Origin of the sequence: Galbibacter sp. (assembly GCF_048266365.1) — a bacterium.
In the GTDB taxonomy this organism is placed as follows: domain Bacteria; phylum Bacteroidota; class Bacteroidia; order Flavobacteriales; family Flavobacteriaceae; genus Galbibacter.
On record NZ_JBLWZP010000004.1, the window covers coordinates 168,856 to 188,287 of the forward strand.

General features: G+C 37.9%; 19 protein-coding genes. 3 read left to right on the forward strand and 16 right to left on the reverse strand.

All coding sequences use genetic code 11. The features are described 5' to 3' along the window. Positions 1-110 precede the first annotated feature (110 nt). A complete protein-coding gene (locus tag ACN0TV_RS07945) occupies positions 111-1,013 on the reverse strand; it encodes a cation diffusion facilitator family transporter (protein ID WP_417361819.1) in 903 nt (300 codons plus the stop codon). A 416-nt stretch (positions 1,014-1,429) separates the two neighbouring features. Here ACN0TV_RS07945 and ACN0TV_RS07950 point away from each other — a divergent pair, with 416 nt between their 5' ends. Continuing rightward, the gene (locus ACN0TV_RS07950; RefSeq protein ID WP_417361821.1) at positions 1,430-2,521 is read left to right on the forward strand and encodes a DinB family protein; all 1,092 of its coding nucleotides are present in this window, start codon (positions 1,430-1,432) and stop codon (positions 2,519-2,521) included. A 7-nt stretch (positions 2,522-2,528) separates the two neighbouring features. On the opposite strand, the gene rodA is transcribed toward ACN0TV_RS07950, so the two are convergent. The 8 genes from rodA to ACN0TV_RS07990 form a co-directional block, all read right to left on the reverse strand. After that, complete coding sequence (gene rodA / locus ACN0TV_RS07955) at positions 2,529-3,806, reverse strand: rod shape-determining protein RodA (RefSeq protein WP_417361823.1); 1,278 nt, start codon at positions 3,804-3,806, stop codon at positions 2,529-2,531. After that, the gene (gene mrdA, locus ACN0TV_RS07960) at positions 3,799-5,748 is read right to left on the reverse strand and encodes a penicillin-binding protein 2 (RefSeq protein WP_417361825.1); all 1,950 of its coding nucleotides are present in this window, start codon (positions 5,746-5,748) and stop codon (positions 3,799-3,801) included. Before mrdA ends, rodA begins: the two co-directional genes overlap by 8 nt. Further along, positions 5,745-6,254: a rod shape-determining protein MreD gene (locus tag ACN0TV_RS07965; protein WP_417361827.1), complete on the reverse strand. Its 510-nt coding sequence runs from the start codon at positions 6,252-6,254 to the stop codon at positions 5,745-5,747. Before ACN0TV_RS07965 ends, mrdA begins: the two co-directional genes overlap by 4 nt. Continuing rightward, on the reverse strand, positions 6,247-7,068 hold the full coding sequence (mreC, locus tag ACN0TV_RS07970) for a rod shape-determining protein MreC (protein ID WP_417361828.1): 822 nt from the start codon (positions 7,066-7,068) through the stop codon (positions 6,247-6,249). The genes ACN0TV_RS07965 and mreC overlap by 8 nt, the downstream gene beginning before the upstream one ends. Before the next feature lie 10 nt (positions 7,069-7,078). Further along, complete coding sequence (locus tag ACN0TV_RS07975; RefSeq protein ID WP_417361830.1) at positions 7,079-8,107, reverse strand: rod shape-determining protein; 1,029 nt, start codon at positions 8,105-8,107, stop codon at positions 7,079-7,081. A 134-nt stretch (positions 8,108-8,241) separates the two neighbouring features. Beyond that, a complete protein-coding gene (gene purH, locus ACN0TV_RS07980; RefSeq protein WP_417361832.1) occupies positions 8,242-9,774 on the reverse strand; it encodes a bifunctional phosphoribosylaminoimidazolecarboxamide formyltransferase/IMP cyclohydrolase in 1,533 nt (510 codons plus the stop codon). 64 nt (positions 9,775-9,838) lie between these two features. Beyond that, the gene (locus ACN0TV_RS07985) at positions 9,839-10,309 is read right to left on the reverse strand and encodes a GAF domain-containing protein (protein ID WP_417361834.1); all 471 of its coding nucleotides are present in this window, start codon (positions 10,307-10,309) and stop codon (positions 9,839-9,841) included. 64 nt (positions 10,310-10,373) lie between these two features. Then, on the reverse strand, positions 10,374-11,246 hold the full coding sequence (locus ACN0TV_RS07990) for a pirin family protein (RefSeq protein WP_417361836.1): 873 nt from the start codon (positions 11,244-11,246) through the stop codon (positions 10,374-10,376). Positions 11,247-11,527: 281 nt separating this feature from the next. Between ACN0TV_RS07990 and ACN0TV_RS07995 the strand changes: the two genes are divergently transcribed. Next, complete coding sequence (locus ACN0TV_RS07995) at positions 11,528-12,124, forward strand: DUF4870 domain-containing protein (RefSeq protein ID WP_417361838.1); 597 nt, start codon at positions 11,528-11,530, stop codon at positions 12,122-12,124. 130 nt (positions 12,125-12,254) lie between these two features. On the opposite strand, the gene groL is transcribed toward ACN0TV_RS07995, so the two are convergent. From groL to miaB, 7 genes are all read right to left on the reverse strand, one after another. Beyond that, the gene (gene groL / locus ACN0TV_RS08000) at positions 12,255-13,886 is read right to left on the reverse strand and encodes a chaperonin GroEL (protein ID WP_417361840.1); all 1,632 of its coding nucleotides are present in this window, start codon (positions 13,884-13,886) and stop codon (positions 12,255-12,257) included. 70 nt (positions 13,887-13,956) lie between these two features. After that, complete coding sequence (locus tag ACN0TV_RS08005; RefSeq protein ID WP_417361842.1) at positions 13,957-14,235, reverse strand: co-chaperone GroES; 279 nt, start codon at positions 14,233-14,235, stop codon at positions 13,957-13,959. Positions 14,236-14,381: 146 nt separating this feature from the next. Next, positions 14,382-14,741, reverse strand: coding sequence for a preprotein translocase subunit SecG (gene secG / locus ACN0TV_RS08010; RefSeq protein ID WP_417361844.1), 360 nt, complete (start codon positions 14,739-14,741; stop codon positions 14,382-14,384). A gap of 7 nt (positions 14,742-14,748) precedes the next feature. After that, positions 14,749-15,639: a hypothetical protein gene (locus ACN0TV_RS08015; protein ID WP_417361846.1), complete on the reverse strand. Its 891-nt coding sequence runs from the start codon at positions 15,637-15,639 to the stop codon at positions 14,749-14,751. A gap of 6 nt (positions 15,640-15,645) precedes the next feature. Then, positions 15,646-16,137, reverse strand: coding sequence for an LptE family protein (locus ACN0TV_RS08020; RefSeq protein WP_417362211.1), 492 nt, complete (start codon positions 16,135-16,137; stop codon positions 15,646-15,648). Positions 16,138-16,154: 17 nt separating this feature from the next. Continuing rightward, complete coding sequence (locus ACN0TV_RS08025) at positions 16,155-17,438, reverse strand: sigma-54 interaction domain-containing protein (RefSeq protein ID WP_417361847.1); 1,284 nt, start codon at positions 17,436-17,438, stop codon at positions 16,155-16,157. 20 nt (positions 17,439-17,458) lie between these two features. After that, on the reverse strand, positions 17,459-18,904 hold the full coding sequence (gene miaB, locus ACN0TV_RS08030) for a tRNA (N6-isopentenyl adenosine(37)-C2)-methylthiotransferase MiaB (protein WP_417361849.1): 1,446 nt from the start codon (positions 18,902-18,904) through the stop codon (positions 17,459-17,461). Between the two features lie 326 nt (positions 18,905-19,230). Here miaB and ACN0TV_RS08035 point away from each other — a divergent pair, with 326 nt between their 5' ends. Then, positions 19,231-19,359 carry a hypothetical protein gene (locus tag ACN0TV_RS08035; protein WP_417361851.1) on the forward strand — a complete coding sequence of 43 codons (129 nt, stop codon included), beginning with the start codon at positions 19,231-19,233 and terminating at the stop codon, positions 19,357-19,359. Positions 19,360-19,432 lie beyond the last annotated feature (73 nt).

The following is a 19,432-nucleotide window of genomic DNA, read 5'->3' on the forward strand; positions in this document are numbered from 1 at the left end:
GTTTGTTGGTTTTAATCTGCAATTGAAAACGCTAAACCAAAGGGAGGGCAGTGTTGCATTCAAAAGAATACTCAAGCCATTGCCACAGTGATTTGGTATGAAGTGATTGGCTAGTCTCTTAAGATGGTATCCTTTATATCAGGCTCGATATGGGTAGTTATATGTGAAATTTCAGGGAATTCCTTCTGTATCTTATCTTGAAGGTTATGGGCTAAAAGGTGGCCTTTTGCGACCGTTATTTTCCCATCTACAATAACATGTAGCTCTACAAGGTATTTCATTCCTGCCTTTCTTACAAAGCACTTTTCTGTTCCTTTAATACCCTGAACCGATAATGATAACTCTCTTATGTCCTGTACCAAGTCATCATAGCGATGTTCATCCATAATTTCACCTAGTGCAGGTCTAAAAATAAGATAGGCATTGTATAAAATAAAGGCCGAAGCAAACAATGCAGCCCAATCGTCAGCTGATTCATAACCTTTGCCAAAATAGAGTGCAATCGAAATTCCAATAAAGGCGGTTACCGAAGTAATGGCGTCACTCCTATGATGCCATGCGTCTGCCTTCAAGGAAGAACTGTTTATTTTCTTGCTTTTATTTAAAACGTATCGGTATGATAATTCTTTCCATATAATGATAACCCCTAACACGATTAGTGTCCAGGGCTCCGGAATCTTATGAGGAACTTGAATGTTAACGATACTTTCATAGGCAATAACAGTGGCAGAGGTAACTAAAAAGGCCACAACTAAGAAGGTGATTAAAGGCTCTATCCTGGAATGTCCATAGGGGTGATTTTCGTCCGGCGGACGCTGTGCGTATTTGAAGCCGAGCAAAACGAAAAAGGAAGAAAAAATATCCGCAGTCGATTCGATACCATCGGCAATCAGGGCATACGAATTCCCCATTACGCCTGAAAATAGTTTTATAGCGGCAAGTAAAGTGTTACCTATGATGCTAAAGTAGGTAGCCTTTATTGCAGATGATTCCTTTGTTTTTATTGACTCCATTATTTTATAAACTCCAAACAGTCTGCAGAAGGCTTAAACATATCAGTACCTTGTTGGTAAACGAATGAAGAACCTAAAAACAGTATATAAAAGATATTACTAAAAATAAACCAAAAATTAATTTCTTTCATCTTTATTAGATTTTTAGTTCGTCAAAGTTATCAATATTTTTAGCTTTTTGATCCTTCAATCTATTTTACTTAAGTGCAATATACTAGTAATTTACTAGGTTTTAGATTACGACTCTCAATAGTAGTGGTGATTTTTACCCGAGTTAAAAGCCTTTAAACATTGCCTTTTCAAATTCATTTTACTCATTTAGAAATAAAGTTGAAGATCTTTTTTAAAAAAGTACGTATCTTTAATAGATGTAATATGAGATACATAGCATCATTTAATCACGAAATGCAAATGCAATGAAACTTCTAAAGGCCCTTTTAATTCTTTTGGTAATCCTTATTGCCATTCCATTGATTCTAGCCTTGTTTGTTACCAATGATTATGCCTTGGAGCGTGATACGATTATCAATGTTCCCAAGGCCATTGTATTTGATCACATAAGGTATCTTAAAAATCACGATGAGTTCAGTATATGGGCGCAGCGAGATTCTGCAATGAGCCGTTCCTATAAAGGTGAAGACGGAACCGTTGGTTTTGTGTATAAGTGGAATAGTAAAAATTCTGATCTTGGTTCGGGTGAACAAGAAATTGTTGGTATACAGAATGGTAAACGAATTGATTATGAGCTTAGATTTATAGAACCCATGACATCGACCTCATCCGCTTATATGGAAATAGATTCTCTAGGTATTGATAAAACTAGACTTGAATGGGGCTTTAAGGGACATATGAATTATCCTATGAATGCCCTCTTGTTTTTTGTAGATATGGATGATATGCTGGGTGGTGATATTCAGCTTAGTCTTGATAATTTAAAGAAAGGTCTCGAATCTCAACCCAAGCCTCTTGTGATGGGAACCAAAGCCTTTTTACTGCGGTATCATAAGAGAATCTCTGATTCCCTTATTGCGGCTGTAAAAGCACTCAGTAGTAAACAATTGCAGTTCAAACCGGCGGTTGATCGTTGGTCCATTGGGCAGTGTTTAGATCATATCATCAAATCTGACAAGCTACTCTTGGGCATTATTAAAGAAGAGATGAATAAGGATCCTCAACCACAACTTCTGGATTCTATTGGAGTGTCTGACCAGCAAATTGTTACTCAATTAGCGGATAGAACAAAGCGCTATCAGGCTCCCAGCGTCTTAGAAGGAGCCAATAGCTATAAACAAGTTGATAGTGCTCTAGCAGATTATAAGCAAATCGAAAATGAGATTTTAAAATTTGCTAAGCAAACCGATATCAAAGCAATGCGAACACATCATAGCGTTTACCCTTTTGGGAATTCTGATGTGTATCAAGCCTTGATGTCTTTAGCAGGTCATACTTCCAGACATACGTACCAAATTGAGCAGGTGAAGGCAAATAAGAATTTTCCAAAATCTTAAAGTGTGCTTACCATTCATTGATGCGATTGGCATCGAGTTTAATAAAAATAAACAGAAGCATGGTAAATCCTAAAAGCCCTGATCCTCCATAACTAAAGAAGGGTAGAGGTATACCAATGGTGGGTAATAGTCCTATAACCATCCCTATATTAATGGCAAAATGAAAGAATAATATAGAAGCCACTGAATAGCCGTAAATCCTACTAAAGACCGACTTTTGACGTTCTGCCAAAAAGATAACTCTAATCACCAAGGCGGCAAATAAGATTACGACAAGGCCACTTCCTAAAAACCCCCATTCTTCTCCTACGGTGCTAAAGATGTAGTCGGTATGCTGTTCCGGGACAAAATTTCCTTTGGTTCGTGTGCCCTCTAAAAAACCTTTTCCACTAAAACCTCCAGACCCAATCGCCGATTCTGACTGATAGGTGTTATATCCAATCGTTTTTCTAATATGATCCAGTTTTGATGGGTCGTGCTCCAATCGCAGCCACAGGCTGAAACGATCGCGGTGACGTTGTTCAAACACATGGTCATAAATAAAGGATACCGAATACGATAGTGCAACGGTCAGTAGTGCAATACTAACAAGTTTAAAAGCAGAAATCCTTCTTTTTGTTCGTTTGTAAAACAAATACATCAGTACCAATAGAGCTATAGTAATTAAAGAAACCCAAAGTGTTCCAAATAGCAATGTCGATATAAAGACGAGTATTCCAAAAATTCCAATTAACAGATAATTTACCGATAGTCCTTCTCGATACAATACAAAGAAAAATGCGAGGTAGACCAAGGCACTTCCAGGGTCTGGTTGTGGGATGATTAGAAGTGCAGGTAAGAATATGATAGCAAAGGCCTTGAGTAGGTCCTTAAAGTTGGTTAGGTCTGTTTGTATATCACTGGCATAATTTGCCAAGGCAAGGGCGGTCGCCGCTTTAGCAAACTCAGAAGGCTGCAATGTCATCCCTCCGATGGCATACCAGGAAGTTGCTCCGTTGATGTTCTTGCCAAAGATGTACAATCCTGCCAGAGATATTATGGTCACCAAGTATATCACACTCGAGAAACGTTCATAAAACTTTGTTTCAATTGCAAGGGTTATGATGATGGTAATGAAGCTTACAATAATAAACATAAGCTGTTTACCGTAGAAAGTGTCAAGGTTCATGAGCCCCTGGTGATCTGCAGAATAGGTTGTCGAGTAAATATTAATCCAACCTATAAATACCAGGCAAGCATATAGCAGTATGCTAAACCAGTCCATGGATTTAATAAAATTATTCATCTGATTCAGGAGTGTTTAGTATAGCTGCATCTTTAGGCTCTTTCTCTTCCACCGGTTTAGGCCATTCAATGTAGGTTTTGCCATCGTTTATATAAAAGGATTCTCCGCTGAGTGGTTTTTCGTATTCCTCGGCCAAGCTACCATTAAGTACATAAGCCTCAAGGTCAGTACGACTGACAGAACCATTGATATATTTGTCAATCATTAATCCAGATATCCTACCTGCCCAACGGCTTCCCCAATAGCCGTTCTCCACAAATACTGCGATAGCGATCTTTGGATTGTCCACCGGAGCGAAGGCTACAAAAATAGAATGGTCAGTGAGTTGGGCACGTTTCCCTTCTATTTTGGTGAAGTTTTCTGCGGTTCCTGTTTTTCCAGCGATTTCTATTCCTGGTATTTTTAAAAATCTCGCTGTCCCTTTTTCGTACACATCATGCATCCCTTGAACTACAGGTTCAAAATATTTTGGATCTACAGTGGTGTGTTTTTCTTCTATAAAATCGTGTGCGATGGTATCGTTTTCAATCTTCTTAATGATGTGTGGGGTGTAGTATGACCCTCTATTGGCTATTATAGCCGTTAAATTAGCAAGCTGAATCGGTGTGGTGAGTATTTCACCCTGACCAATGGAGTTGGAGATGGTATTGGTTGCAAACCATCTGTTTTCACCGTAGATGCTGTTATAGGTTTTAGCACTAGGAACCCTTCCGGCCTTACCGATCGGTAGGTCATATCCTAAAAAATCGCCTAATCCAAAGCTCTCTACATGTTCATTCCATGCATTCATGCCTTGCTCAGCGCTAGGGTATTTTTCAATAATCTTTCTATAAGTGGTGGCGAAATAGGTATTACATGATCTGTATATCCCACGATCCAGATCGTTGATACTACCATAACTACAGTGACAACGCATAAAAGCGCCGCGGCCGTAGTGATAGCCTCCATTACACACCACAGTAGTATGCTCATCGATAACGCCTTCCTGTAAACCGATAAGTGCATTGACGGTTTTAAATGGAGAACCGGGAGGGTACATTGCAATAAGACCTCTGTCATATAAAGGCTTGGCTATGGAGTCGTAATAAAGTTTGGTGTAATTCTTTGATCGTTCTCGACCAACAAGAAGTGCCGGGTCATAAGATGGGGCAGTGATTAAGGCTAATATTTGACCAGAAGAGGGTTCAATTGCTACGATACCACCACGTTTATTTTGCATTAATTTTTCTCCATATTCTTGAAGATCGATGTCCAAGGTAAGCTGGATATCCTTTCCTGGAACTGGAAGGGTATCGTAGATTCCTCCTTTATAGGAACCTATAACTCTATTAAAACGGTCTTTCTGAATGAATTTAACCCCTTTTCGACCCCTTAAGGTTTCTTCGTATTGTTTCTCCACACCTTGACGACCGATCAACTCTCCAGATTGGTAGTAGGTGTAATTTTTAAGATCACGTTCATTAACCTCACTAATATATCCTAAAACATTGGCACCCACTTGAGTCATATAGTGTCTCAAGGATCTCTTCTGAATGTAGAATCCTTCGTACTTTCTCATTTTCTCCTGAAGAACAGCGTACTCTTTTTTGGATAATTGTTGCACAAAAACCGAAGGAAGCCGGGGAGAATAGGTTCTTGCTTTTAGAAATCTTTTGTTGAAATCCTCAGGTGTAATGTTTAATAGTGTACAGAATTCTAGTGTATCTAATGGTTTTACCTCTCGTGGAATCACCATCACGTCATAAGAGGGTTGGTTATCTACCAGTAGTTTTCCATTTCGATCGTAGATATGACCTCGTTCAGGATAATCATAGACAGCTTTTATCGCAGTATCATCCAAGGGATTCTGGCTACTATTGTCTATTAATTGTAGGTAGGTTAACCTGCCTAAATAAACAAAGGTGGTTAGGATAATAATAAATGCTAAAAGTACCTTTCTCATGAACTCCTTCTGCTAAATAATGAGATGAAAATTAAACACAAAATTAGGGTGAATATTGCAGAAAACACCGTTTTTTTCAGGATCAATATAATATGTGCAAAACTAAATATCTCTAAAGAGAAAAGGATCAGATGATGTGTTAAAATTAAGATAAGGAGGTAGTTAATACGCTGTCCGAAATGTGTCTTTTCAATTTTGATATTGTAATAATCATAACTCAATCCGAAAACAAAACGCATCATCATTGGCCTGAGATAGCCTATGACAAGACATGCGGCAGCATGAACACCTCCACTGTCACTAAAGATATCGATGCAGAGCCCTAGGAGGAAGCAACAAAGAATAAAAAAGATTCTGTTATCCTTATCAAAGGGGAAGAAAACAATAAACAGTATGTAGATATAAGGATTGATGTATCCCAAAAAGTTGATATGGTTAAATAGTACTACCTGGAAAAGCACCAAAACCAAAAAGTTGACTGTATTTATAAAGACAGTTTTATTCATCGAGGCTGTTTTCCAATTCTAAAATTTCTTTTCTGTTTAAGTTTTCCAAAATATAAACCTGATCTATGGTAGTCATATCGTTAAATAAGTCCACGTCGATAAGATAATAATTTTCCGAGGCATCCAACGAAAAGTCTTTTATGGTACCAATTAAAATCCCTTTTGGAAAGATACTAGACATACCACCGGTAATTATGGTGTCACCTTTCCTAATTGGAGCCGAACGCAGTACATCGACCAGTTGGACCACATCAAAATCTTCACCATTCCACTTTAAGGATCCGAAGTTGTTGGTGTTTTTGATGGCCGCATTAATTTCAGAATACGTATTGAGTATCGACTGAAGGTTTGCATAATTCGAAGAGGTGTTCTCGATGATACCTACAATTCCTTTGCTGGTAATCACGCCCATGTCCTGAGTTATACTATCTGAACTCCCTTTGTCAATCAACAGGTAATTCCGTAATTTGTTATAGCTGTTCTTTACAATTGAAGCAGGTCGTATTTTAAACTTATGATCCAGTGAATCTGAATCTTTAAGGCTATCCTGAATAGGGATACCTCTATTTAAAAGCTGTTTTCTTAAGTAGCTGTTTTCTTCAATTAATTGTTCATTGTATTGCTTGAGATACAAATAATCGCCAATGTTGTTTGAGGTATTATAAATACCGCCTGACACCCAATTCGCAGAATTTACAAATTTTGTATTATGATAGGAATGTGACTGAATTACAAGAAAAAGTGAGAAGCAAAAAAGCACAAAAAATGTAATAAAGGTTTTATGCCTTATTAAAAAATTGACAATTTGTTGCATTCACTTGTTTTTATTTTATCAAGATAGGTTTATACTTCTCTAAATTTTTCAATGCAATTCCTGTCCCTCGTACAACAGCTCTCAACGGATCTTCAGCGATGTATACCGGTAGGTCTGTTTTCTGAGAGATACGCTTGTCTAGTCCTCTTAACATAGAACCACCTCCAGCGAGGTAGATCCCTGTGTTGTAGATGTCAGCAGCCAACTCTGGTGGGGTTTGTGACAAGGTTTCCATAACAGCATCCTCGATACGTAAAATGGACTTATCAAGAGCCTTTGCAATTTCCCTATATGAAATCTGTACTTGTTTTGGTTTACCCGTAAGCAAATCACGACCCTGAACACTCATCTCATCCGGCGGAACCTCTAAATCTTCAGTGGCTGCACCAATTGCTATTTTAATATTTTCAGCGGTTGTTTCTCCAACATATAAATTGTGTTGGGTACGCATATAATAGATGATGTCATTGGTAAACACATCTCCAGCTATTTTTACGGATTTGTCACATACAATTCCCCCTAAGGCGATTACAGCGATTTCGGTAGTTCCACCTCCTATGTCAACAATCATGTTTCCTTTAGGTTGCATGATATCCAATCCGATACCGATAGCAGCTGCCATTGGTTCGTGGATAAGGTATACTTCCTTGCCGTTTACACGCTCTGCAGATTCCTTAACAGCTCGCATTTCAACCTCTGTGATGCCTGAAGGGATACAGATTACCATTTTTAAGGTAGGTTGAAAAAAGCGCTTTTTTAGCGCAGGAATCCCCTTGATGAACATGTTGATCATCTTTTCAGAGGCGTCAAAGTCAGCAATAACCCCATCTTTCAACGGACGGATAGTTTTGATGTTCTCATGGGTTTTACCTTGCATCATACTAGCCTCTTTTCCGACAGCTATAATCTTCCCTGTCATTCGGTCTCTGGCAACTATTGACGGACTATCTACCACAACTTTATCGTTATGAATTATTAAGGTGTTTGCAGTTCCAAGGTCAATGGCTATTTCTTCGGTTAAGAAATCAAAAAATCCCATGAATAATTATTGTATTAATAGGTTATTTCTATTTTAAAGGGCTATATAATAAACCGTTTTATTTTAATATAAACCTCACAGTTTTAGAAGCCGCGAGGTTCTTGATTTTTATATATCTCTCAAATGTAATAAAATTAATGCTTAAAATGACGTGTTCCCGTAAATACCATGGAAACATTGTTTTCGTTACAGTAATCGATGCTTAATTGGTCTTTAATTGAGCCTCCCGGTTGGATGACACTTTCAACGCCAGCCTTGTTTGCGATTTCAACGCAATCCGGGAAAGGGAAGAATGCATCACTTGCCATTGCTGCTCCTTTTAGATCGAATTCAAAAGACTGCGCTTTTTCAATAGCTTGTCTTAAAGCATCTACTCTACTAGTTTGACCTGTTCCACTTGCACACAATTGTTTGTTCTTCGCCAACACTATAGTATTGGATTTTGTGTGCTTGCAGATTTTAGAAGCAAAGATTAAGTCTTCTAACTCATTTTCTGAAGGTTTATTGTTGGTAACCAAGGTAAGATCTTCAATAGTATCTGTCTTTAGGTCTTTTTCTTGAACTAATACTCCATTAAGACAGCTACGTACACTTTGTTGTGGAAAATCAACTTCATTTTGGATTAGGATAATCCTGTTCTTTTTGCCTTTTAGAAGTTCAAGTGCTTCAGGGGCATATGCAGGTGCAATAACGACCTCACAAAATAAGCTGTGGATTTCTTCAGCAGTTTCTAAGTCGATCGTTTTGTTTGCGATCAATACGCCACCAAAAGCGGATACCGGATCTCCAGCCAATGCATCAACATAAGCTTGTTTTATAGTACTTCTTGTGGCAAGACCACAAGCGTTGTTGTGTTTTAAAATCGCGAAAGTTGGCTGGTCATTTTTAAATTCTCCCATCAAATTAACAGCGGCATCAACATCCAATAGATTGTTATACGAAAGCTCTTTCCCGTGTACTTTCTCGAATAATTCATCGAGTTCACCGTAGAAATAGCCTTTTTGATGTGGGTTTTCACCATATCTCAACTGGGCTCCGTTGGATAGGCTTACTTTAAATGCTTCAATAGATTCTTCCGCATTGAAATAATTAAAGATAGCAGTGTCGTAATGAGAAGAGACATTAAATGCTTTGGCGGCAAAACGCCTTCTGTTCTCTATAGAGGTCTTACCGTCCTTGGCAAGAAGTAATTCTAAAAACTCTTGATAATCATCCATAGAGGCTACACAAAGAACATCTTTGTAATTCTTTGCTGCAGCTCTGATAAGTGAAATACCACCTATATCGATTTTTTCGATAATATCTTGTGCAGTAGCTCCACTTGCTACTGTTTTTTCAAATGGATAAAGATCAACGATAACAATATCCAATTGAGGGATTTCAAATTTTTCCAGTTCTTGCTGATCTGTTTCGTTTTCTTGGCGGTTTAAAATACCTCCAAAAACTTTAGGATGAAGTGTTTTAACGCGACCACCCAAGATCGAAGGGTAGCTAGTAACATCCTCAACAGGAACGACCGGTATTCCCAAATCTTTGATGAATTTTTCTGTACCACCTGTGGAATACAGGGTTACACCAAGCTCATTTAATTTTTTTACAATTGGCTCAAGGCCATCTTTACTAAAAACCGAAATTAAAGCCGATTTGGCTGATCTGAAATCGTTCATTGTTGTTGTGTTATGATGGAGTGCAAAAGTAGTTTTTTTGCATTAATTTGCGAATCTATAAACGCTAAAAATCGTTTTTGTTTATTATTTGTGCCACACTTTGGTTGACAAAGGTCAAAAAGTGTTCATCCTCTTGACAAAAAGGGTCCACGGAGTGAGAATCGATATCGATCTGACCGATGTTTTCACCAGCTACAAATAGCGGTATAACAATTTCAGCTTTTACATCGATACTGCATGCAATATAATTGTCTTGAGCTTTGACATCCGGAACTACAAAATTTTCATTGGATACGGCAACCTGTCCACAAATTCCTTTTCCAAATGGAATAATGGTGTGTTCCGTTGGTTCTCCAGAAAAAGCTCTTAGTTTTAGTTCTTCTTTGTCTCCATTTTTAAAATAGAAGCCCACCCAGTTGTAATAATCGATGGACTGTCTTAAAAGTTCACAAATTGCTGTAAGTTTCTCGGTAAGGGTGTGCTCTTGTTTAGAAAGCAGCGCTACCACTTGTGGTTTTAAGCTCTCGAATGGCATTTTATTAAGTTTTTGCAAAGGTAACTTACTTCTGCAAGGATTCCATCTAAAATTAAGAAATAGTTCACTCAGGCATTTTAATATAGGAGTCATCGCCAAGCACTTTTGGAAAAGCTTTGTTTTTCCAGTCTGTTTTTGCTTGTTCAATGGTGTCTATACTAGAAGATACAAAATTCCAATAGATATGACGTTTGTCGCTAAAGGGTTCACCTCCGAAGAGCAATAAGTGGGTTTGATCTGAAACCTCTACATGGCAAGCATCCTCAGTTTTGGACACAACCATATTTCCAGCCTCTATGACCTGTCCGCAGGCATTAATACTTCCTTTGATGATGCAAATTCCGATTTCCCCTTTTACCTGATTTTGTAGGTCTAATTTGGTGTCCTTCTCACTTTTAATTTCGATCATAAAAAGAGGGGAATACACAGGTACCGGAGCCTTTATTCCAAACGCTTCTCCTGCGACCAGTCTATATTTTAAACCATCTTCTTCCCAATGCGGAAGTTGGTCTTTATCAAAATGATGAAACTCAGGTTCCATTTGCTCCAAATCCTTAGGAAGTGCTACCCATATCTGAAATCCGTGTAGGGGGTAGGTATTCCCGTCTCTCATTGCAACTGGAGTCCGTTCGGTATGTGCAACTCCTTTACCAGCGGTCATCCAATTCACAGAACCTGGAGTAATGACCTTATCACTTCCGATGCTGTCTCGGTGATGAATTTGACCTTCGAAAAGATAAGTGAGTGTTGAGAGACCAATATGCGGATGTTGTCCCACATCTAAATAGTTTTCTGATCCTATGGAAGAAGGACCCATGTGGTCGATAAAAATAAAAGGGCCGACCATTCTTTTTTTGCGAAAAGGTAAATAGCGACCTACTAAAAAGTCTCCTATATCCCTACTTCTTTGCTCTATAATTAATCCAGTATTTGACATGTGTTGATGATTTGCCTAAAGATAATATTATTTAGTAGAGTATTCAAACCAGAAAAGGTACTGTGTCTATGGTGATCAATTCACGTGAATTAACTACACGAGTATACGCAGCTCTTTTAGTTATTTGAAATCAGATATATTTGTGGTGTATAAGATTAAAACCTTCTAAAAATCGCCAATATGTGGCTTTTGACATAGATGACGTAAAGATGTCATAGTAAAGACGCAAGAGAATTGAGGGGTTCAGGGATATCTTTACACCAAATTAAAACTATAACAATATGGATGATTCTGGTTTATCGAAAAGGATTAAAGAGTTAAGAACTCAGAAGGGAATAACTCAGGAAGAATTGGCTGAAATCTCTGGATTAAGTCTAAGAACAATTCAAAGAATTGAAAACAATGAAACCGTTCCCAGAGGAGATTCTTTAAAACGATTGGCAATAGCATTAAATACTACTCCTGATGATATTGTAGATTGGAAAATCCAAGAAGACAAGGGATATCTAACGGTGATGTGTTTATCAGCTCTTGCATTTTTCTTTTTTCCAATTTTAGGAATAGTCGTACCCTTAATTTTCTGGATCCTCAAAAGGGATAAGGTGAAAAATGTAGATAAGGTTGGTAAATCACTTTTAAATTTTGAGATTACTTGGACCATTTTATTTTTTTCCTACATTATCTTCTTGTTTACTGGAGTTATTGGGAAAATAGTAAGGTTTATTGATCCCAGTAATACTTCGGCTAGCATTGCCGAAATATATGCTGTTGTCCTTATATTGTACGCGTACAATTTTATAATAATTGTATGGAATACCATCAGAGTTTCAAGAAGCAAACCAACCAAATACGTTCCGGCATTTAGAATATTTCGATAGTAACACTTGATTTTTACAATGTTCTAAATTTTTGGCAGTTTAGTGAATCCCAGCTATGTTAGTTATGACTAAGCAAAAAAAAGCCGCATTTATATAAATACGGCTTTTGAATATTATAGGGATATGGTTCTTACATCATACCTGGCATTCCTCCGCCGCCCATTGGGGGCATTGCAGGAGCATCTTCTTTAATGTCAGTCAAAGAACATTCGGTAGTTAGAATCATTCCCGCAACTGATGCTGCGTTTTCTAATGCAATTCTAGTTACTTTAGTTGGATCGATAATACCAGCTTCTAACATGTTAACGTAAGTGTCAGTTTTAGCGTTGTATCCGAAGTCTTTTTTGCCTTCGTAAACTTTAGCTACTATTACTGAGCCTTCTTTACCAGCATTCTCAACGATAGTTCTCAATGGAGATTCAATAGCACGGCTAACAATTTGTTTACCGGTTTCTTCATCGTCATTTTCAACTTTGACCTTGTCAAGAACTGCTTTAGCTCTTAACAAAGCAACACCACCACCGGCAACGATTCCTTCTTCAACAGCCGCTCTAGTTGCATGTAATGCATCATCTACACGGTCTTTCTTTTCTTTCATTTCAACCTCAGTGGCAGCACCAACATAAAGTACTGCAACACCTCCGGCTAATTTAGCCAAACGCTCTTGAAGTTTTTCTTTATCGTAATCAGAAGTAGTTACTTCGATTTGTGCTTTAATTTGGTTAACCCGAGCTGCGATTTGATCACCTGCTCCAGCACCATTAACAACTGTAGTGTTGTCTTTATCTATAGTAACTGTTTCAGCGCTACCTAGCATTTCTAATGAAGCGTTCTCAAGAGAGAAACCTCTTTCTTCAGAAATCACAGTACCACCTGTTAGAATAGCGATGTCTTCTAACATTGCTTTTCTTCTGTCTCCAAATCCTGGAGCTTTTACAGCAGCGATTTTCAATCCACCACGAAGTTTATTCACAACTAGTGTAGCAAGAGCTTGTCCGTCTACGTCCTCAGCAATGATTAAAAGTGGCCTTCCTGATTGTGCTACTGGCTCTAAAATTGGAAGAATTTCTTGAAGATTTGATATTTTCTTATCGAACAATAAGATATATGGGTTTTCTAATTCAGCAACCATTTTGTCAGTGTCAGTCACAAAATAAGGAGAAAGGTATCCTCTGTCAAATTGCATTCCTTCAACTACATCAACGTAAGTATCTGTACCTTTAGCTTCCTCTACCGTAATAACACCTTCTTTACCTACTTTTTCGAATGCCTTAGCAATAAGGTCACCGATAGTATCGTCGTTGTTTGCTGAGATTGCAGCAACTTGTTTGATCATTTCAGATGAATCACCAACTGTTTGCGCTTGTTTTTTAAGGTCAGCTACCAAAGCTTCTACTGCTTTGTCAATACCTCTCTTAAGATCCATTGGGTTTGCACCGGCAGTAACGTTCTTAAGGCCTTCTTTAACAATTGCCTGAGCAAGCACTGTTGCAGTTGTAGTACCATCTCCAGCTAGATCATTGGTTTTAGAAGCAACTTCTTTAACCATTTGAGCACCCATGTTCTCAAGAGCGTCTTCTAATTCGATTTCTTTGGCTACTGTTACACCATCTTTAGTTACTTGAGGAGCGCCAAATGATTTACTAATAATTACGTTACGACCTTTAGGACCTAAAGTAACTTTTACTGCATTGGCTAATGCATCTACTCCACGTTTGAGTCCGTCGCGTGATTGAATGTCAAATTTTATATCTTTTGCCATTGTTATTGTTTTTTAATTCAAAAATAAATTTTGAGTGTTTTGAAAATTAATTGGGTTGTAAAGTTTGGGCTTAAACGATCGCTAGAATATCGCTCTCTCTCATCATTAGGTAATCAGCGCCATCTAATTTAAGCTCTGTACCTGCAAATTTCCCATATAAAACGGTATCTCCAACTTTAACGGTGATGTTTTCATCCTTGGTACCAGGTCCTACTGCAACAACGGTTCCTTTTTGAGGTTTTTCTTTTGCGTTGTCAGGAATAATAATACCAGAAGCTGTTTTGGTTTCAGCTGCAAGAGGTTCGATAAGAACTCTGTCTGCAAGCGGCTTGATGTTTAACTTGGACATATTTTTCAATATTTGATTAATTAATTTTTAATTTAACTCTTAGAGTGTAGGCGAAAATTGTGCCATCCCACAAAAAACTGACAATTGTAAAAAATAAATGCCAGCTTGTCATTAAGCTGGCATTTAAACTGGTATAATAAAATATTTTACTGTCCGTCTGTACTGTCTCCTGTAGATGTGGCAGGGGCTGCTGGTTGTGGTAAATCAGCTGGGACTTGTCGGTTTTCAATACTGCTCCCGTCTAATAATTTAGAGTCAGTTGACGTTGAATTTGAAATTAACGTAATGTTGGATAGCAAAATTAAGGCTACCAAAATTGTTGCCAAAGTCCACGTACTTTTATCCAAGAAGTCTCCAGTTTTCTTCACACCTCCGACAACTTGACTTCCACCTCCACCGAATGAAGAAGACAATCCGCCACCTTTAGGGTTTTGTACCATTATGACTAAAACCAATAGAAAGGCTACGATGATAATAAGTATCAAGAAAATTGAAAATGTGCTCATTATAATTTTAATTATTGTCTTTTAATTTCGTTACTGCTTTAATTTGGTCTGCAAAGAAACCACTTTTTTCTGGATATTTCAAACTTAAAATTTTATAAGCTTGTATTGCTTTTTTATATTTTTTTTGTTCCAAGTATACACGAGCTAGGGTCTCGGTCATCAATTCACTTTTTTCTACCATCACCGTTTTTGCTAAATTTCCTTTGCTTTGTGTAGTGTTTCCTACCGGCGGAATCTTGGGATTGTTCTCGATAAAGCGATCGATTAATTTTAATTTTTGCTCTATTGCTGACGGTTGATTTTTTTTATTAGGACTTGGCAAATCTTCTTTTTTTCGAACAATTGGCTTTGGAGCAGAAGATAATTGGAGCCATTCCACGAAAGAACGGGGTTCAGTAGCATTAAAATCTAAAGGTTTGCCGATTTCTAAAGTTTCGCTTGGACTTTTGGTTTCATCTTTAGGCTCTTCTTCATCTGTGCTTTGAGGCGTTGTTTTAGGCTGAAATAATTCCGGATCCATTACAGCCTCAGCATCCACCTGGTTAAAGTCAAAAGCGGTCTTGTCACCTCGAATGATTAGTTCCTCTGCAATGACCTCAATAGGGTAGAGCTGTTCATTGGCGATGTGCGTTGCTATTTTTTTAGCAACGGTATGCTGCTTAAATTCTTCTGAGGTAATAAACTCAAAAAGTATGGATCTGTCAGCAGTATAAGCAGCCGTTTGTTTTAACGCACCATTATATTTATAACTACCTTCCTGTTTTAAAGCTTTAAGGTATACTGCTCGTGCGGATTGAAAATAGGGAAATGTATCGATCACCTTTTGCAATGCATCGACATTCTCCCGGGATAGATTCTCAGGTTTTCTAAGTAAGTTTGAAAAATCTGAAATATTCATATGGTATTACCAATCAGCAAGAGTTTCATTAAATATATCTTGAGTAATTCGCTCAAATATCACATCCTGTGCGGCACTTCGTACTGTAACTAACTGCGCTGTGGCTGGATAGTCGTAAAAGAAAGAAAAGCGTTGTTCAAAATCTTTTTCAGGATCATCGGCGTTAAAGAAACGAACATTTATCGTAACTGTCAGTCTGTTTTGTGCAGCTCTTTGATCAGCCGTAGCAGACATCGGAGAAACCCGATAATCTACAATCTCACCTTCATAGATAAGGTCCGCATTTCTGGTGACCAGTTGTAAATTGGTTTGATTTACAATTAAATCCTGTAAGGCATTAGTAAAGTCATAATCCATACCAGGTTCTACAATAGGTGCTTCATTTCTAAAGAAGTTTACCTGAAAGCTCTCTGCTGTGGTGTTGACACCAGTAAAGGAGTATGGTCCACAACCCCAAAGTAGCAAGCTACTGACCAAAAGTACTAAACTATTTTTCAAAAGAATGCTATAACGCCTCATAAATCGTATTGTTTTATTTTTCTGTAAAGGGTACGCTCAGAAATCCCTAACTCACCTGCAGCAGCTTTTCGTTTTCCCTTGTTGCGTTCCAATGCTTTTTTAATTAATTCAAGCTCCTTATCATGCAAGGATAGTGTTTCTTCTTCTTGAATATCTTCAGCAAAGTGATATTTGTCTTCTATGGCCGCGGGAATGGTTGTCATGGGCGAAAGATCTTTTTGTTGCTCTATCTCTAGAATTTCCACTGGAGTATCTTCATCTTCGGCTTGTTCATAATCCACTTCGCTCTCATCTCCATAGATCTTATTGATCAAGGTTTTGTTTTCTTGTTGAACCTTCTGGCGATCACTACCGTTTTTCATCAGCTCCATAGTCAACTTTTTCAAGTCGTTTAAGTCTCCTTTCATATCGAAGAGAAATTTGTATAAAATTTCGCGCTCGCTACTAAAGTCACTTTCTGAAGATTTACTCTTTATAACAGCTGGGAGATTACTACCCATGTCAGGAAGATAACCCCTTAGCGTATCTATTGTAATTGTTCGGTTTTGCTCCAAGACAGAGATTTGTTCTGCCACGTTTCTAAGTTGGCGAACATTCCCTGACCAACGGTATTTTTTAAGAAGTTCAACAGCATCGTCTTTCAATCGTATGGTAGGCATCTTGTATTTTTGCGCAAAATCAGATGCGAATTTACGGAACAACAAATGGATGTCTTCTTTACGATTGCGTAGTGGAGGAAGAAAAATCTCCACAGTGCTTAATCGATAATAGAGATCTTCTCTAAACTTTTCTTTTTCTATGGCCTCGAACATATTGATGTTCGTAGCGGCAACAATTCTAACGTCGGTTTTTTGAACCTTTGAGGATCCTACTTTTAAAAATTCTCCATTTTCCAATACCCGAAGTAATCGAACTTGAGTGGTTAATGGAAGTTCACCAACTTCATCTAAGAAGATGGTGCCGCCATCAGCCTCTTCAAAATAACCACTACGTGTTTGAGTAGCTCCGGTAAAGGCGCCTTTTTCGTGTCCGAAAAGTTCAGAATCAATCGTTCCTTCCGGGATAGCTCCGCAGTTAACTGCGATATATTTTCCGTGTTTACGATGTGATAAACCGTGAATTATTTTAGGTAGTGCTTCTTTTCCAACACCACTTTCACCAGTTACTAACACAGAAATATCGGTCGGTGCCACTTGAATTGCTTTTTCAATGGCACGGTTTAGTTTCACATCATTACCAATGATACTAAATCGTTGTTTTATGGCCTGGACATTTTCCATGAGGTTCATTTTTGGTGAAATTAATTATTATCTGAATAGCCTATAGCTTCTCCTATTAGAGTCGCAGTAGTACAATCGAGAATCTTTACGTTGACAAATTCACCAACTTGATAATGTTCTTTAGGAAAAACAACCACTGTGTTTTGAGAATTTCTTCCCATCCAGTGTTCGTCTGATTTTTTAGAAGAACCTTCAATTAAAACCTCCTCCGTTTTTCCAAGATGTTGTTGTGTCCTATAATGGGAGTGTTTTCGCTGAAGATTTATGATTTCTGTAAGGCGACGTTTTTTGACTTCTTCTGGAACGTCATCTTCCATTTTTCGTTCCGCTAATGTTCCCGGACGTTCTGAATAAGCGAACATAAAACCAAAATCATATTTCACATACTCCATTAGAGAAAGGGTTTGCTGATGATCCTCTTCGGTTTCTGTCGGGAACCCAGTAATCATGTCTTGAGAGATAGCACATTGCGGAAGAATCTTTCTGATGTTATCAATCAATTCAAAATACTCAGCTCTGGTGTGTAGACGATTCATTGCCTTTAAAATGGAATCACTTCCACTTTGGACTGGTAGGTGAATATGATTACATATATTTTTATGAGCTGCCATGGTGTGTATCACATCCACTGTCAAATCCTGAGGATTCGAAGTGGAAAACCGAATTCTCAACTTTGGTTGTGCTTCTGCAACTAGTTCAAGTAAATTTGCAAAGCTTACAGCGGTTGCTTTTTGAATGTCAGTTGCCTTGTCAAAATCTTTTTTAAGACCTCCTCCATACCAGAGGTAACTATCCACATTTTGTCCTAAAAGGATAATTTCTTTAAATCCACGACTCCATAAATCGTTTACTTCGCCTAAAATAGACTGTGGATCTCGGCTTCGTTCCCGACCTCTTGTGAAAGGAACTACGCAAAAGGTACACATATTATCGCAACCCCGTGTAATGGATACGAATGCACTAACACCATTGGAGTTTAAACGAACTGGAGCAATGTCTCCATAGGTTTCTTCTTTGGATAATAAGACATTAACTGCCTCACGTCCCTCATCGATCTCTTGAACCAAATTTGGGAGATCTTTATAGGCATCCGGACCAACGACCATGTCAACGATTTTCTCCTCCTCTAAGAATTTGTCTTTTAAGCGTTCAGCCATACAGCCTAATACCCCAACTTTCATTTTTGGGTTAATTCTCTTAACCGCATTAAATTTTTCAAGACGTTTTCTAATCGTCTGCTCTGCCTTGTCTCTGATGGAACAGGTGTTCACTAATACAAGGTCAGCATCTTCCATGCTCTGAGTGGTGTTAAATCCCTCCTTTGCTAATATGGATGCAACTATTTCACTATCAGCAAAATTCATCTGACAGCCATAACTCTCTATATATAGCTTACGGTTATTGTTTTTGTTTTGTTCTAAAACTAAACTATTTCCTTGCTGATTTTCGTCAATTATCTTCTCCATTATTCACTGATAAAATTGAATTGCTGCGCAAAGATACAATTTAAAATAAAGTAGTGACATATTGACATATTAATTTTAGAAAGCTAGTCGTCTCCCCATAATAGTTGTGATCTAACTAATTGTTAGGCGTGAATGTGGAGCCTGTGAGATTGATATAGGGATATTTAACAAATATGTGTATCTTGAAAAGATACCATTGGAAAGGTCATTTTATCCATAGTCCTTGTCGCTTAAATTGTGCGAGTTTTTAGTGCAGGGAATCTACTGATTTTTCTCATCTTTTTCATCCTCGATGGGTGTAAGAATCTAAATCAAAACTCGTTAAGATGATAAGATTACGGGATTCAAATCCGACTTCATTATACTTTTCCAGAGATAAAATCCAATTGGGTGATGAATCGTTTACCTTAAAAAAACAATATGTAGTCACGCTTCCTAAGAGCGTAGACACTTAAGCCAACGAAGTTTCTCTAATTGAAAATCAATAATAATTATCTTATTAAAAAATAGTTTGTTTTTAGTTAACAA

Bases quoted from the DNA above. Each gene is read 5' to 3' on its own strand.
- ACN0TV_RS07945 (WP_417361819.1), bottom strand. From the start codon at position 1,013: ATGGAGTCAATAAAAACAAAGGAATCATCTGCAATAAAGGCTACCTAC.
- ACN0TV_RS07950 (WP_417361821.1), top strand. From the start codon at position 1,430: ATGAAACTTCTAAAGGCCCTTTTAATTCTTTTGGTAATCCTTATTGCC.
- rodA (WP_417361823.1), bottom strand. From the start codon at position 3,806: ATGAATAATTTTATTAAATCCATGGACTGGTTTAGCATACTGCTATAT.
- mrdA (WP_417361825.1), bottom strand. From the start codon at position 5,748: ATGAGAAAGGTACTTTTAGCATTTATTATTATCCTAACCACCTTTGTT.
- ACN0TV_RS07965 (WP_417361827.1), bottom strand. From the start codon at position 6,254: ATGAATAAAACTGTCTTTATAAATACAGTCAACTTTTTGGTTTTGGTG.
- mreC (WP_417361828.1), bottom strand. From the start codon at position 7,068: ATGCAACAAATTGTCAATTTTTTAATAAGGCATAAAACCTTTATTACA.
- ACN0TV_RS07975 (WP_417361830.1), bottom strand. From the start codon at position 8,107: ATGGGATTTTTTGATTTCTTAACCGAAGAAATAGCCATTGACCTTGGA.
- purH (WP_417361832.1), bottom strand. From the start codon at position 9,774: ATGAACGATTTCAGATCAGCCAAATCGGCTTTAATTTCGGTTTTTAGT.
- ACN0TV_RS07985 (WP_417361834.1), bottom strand. From the start codon at position 10,309: ATGCCATTCGAGAGCTTAAAACCACAAGTGGTAGCGCTGCTTTCTAAA.
- ACN0TV_RS07990 (WP_417361836.1), bottom strand. From the start codon at position 11,246: ATGTCAAATACTGGATTAATTATAGAGCAAAGAAGTAGGGATATAGGA.
- ACN0TV_RS07995 (WP_417361838.1), top strand. From the start codon at position 11,528: ATGGATGATTCTGGTTTATCGAAAAGGATTAAAGAGTTAAGAACTCAG.
- groL (WP_417361840.1), bottom strand. From the start codon at position 13,886: ATGGCAAAAGATATAAAATTTGACATTCAATCACGCGACGGACTCAAA.
- ACN0TV_RS08005 (WP_417361842.1), bottom strand. From the start codon at position 14,235: ATGTCCAAGTTAAACATCAAGCCGCTTGCAGACAGAGTTCTTATCGAA.
- secG (WP_417361844.1), bottom strand. From the start codon at position 14,741: ATGAGCACATTTTCAATTTTCTTGATACTTATTATCATCGTAGCCTTT.
- ACN0TV_RS08015 (WP_417361846.1), bottom strand. From the start codon at position 15,639: ATGAATATTTCAGATTTTTCAAACTTACTTAGAAAACCTGAGAATCTA.
- ACN0TV_RS08025 (WP_417361847.1), bottom strand. From the start codon at position 17,438: ATGGAAAATGTCCAGGCCATAAAACAACGATTTAGTATCATTGGTAAT.
- miaB (WP_417361849.1), bottom strand. From the start codon at position 18,904: ATGGAGAAGATAATTGACGAAAATCAGCAAGGAAATAGTTTAGTTTTA.
- ACN0TV_RS08035 (WP_417361851.1), top strand. From the start codon at position 19,231: ATGATAAGATTACGGGATTCAAATCCGACTTCATTATACTTTTCCAGA.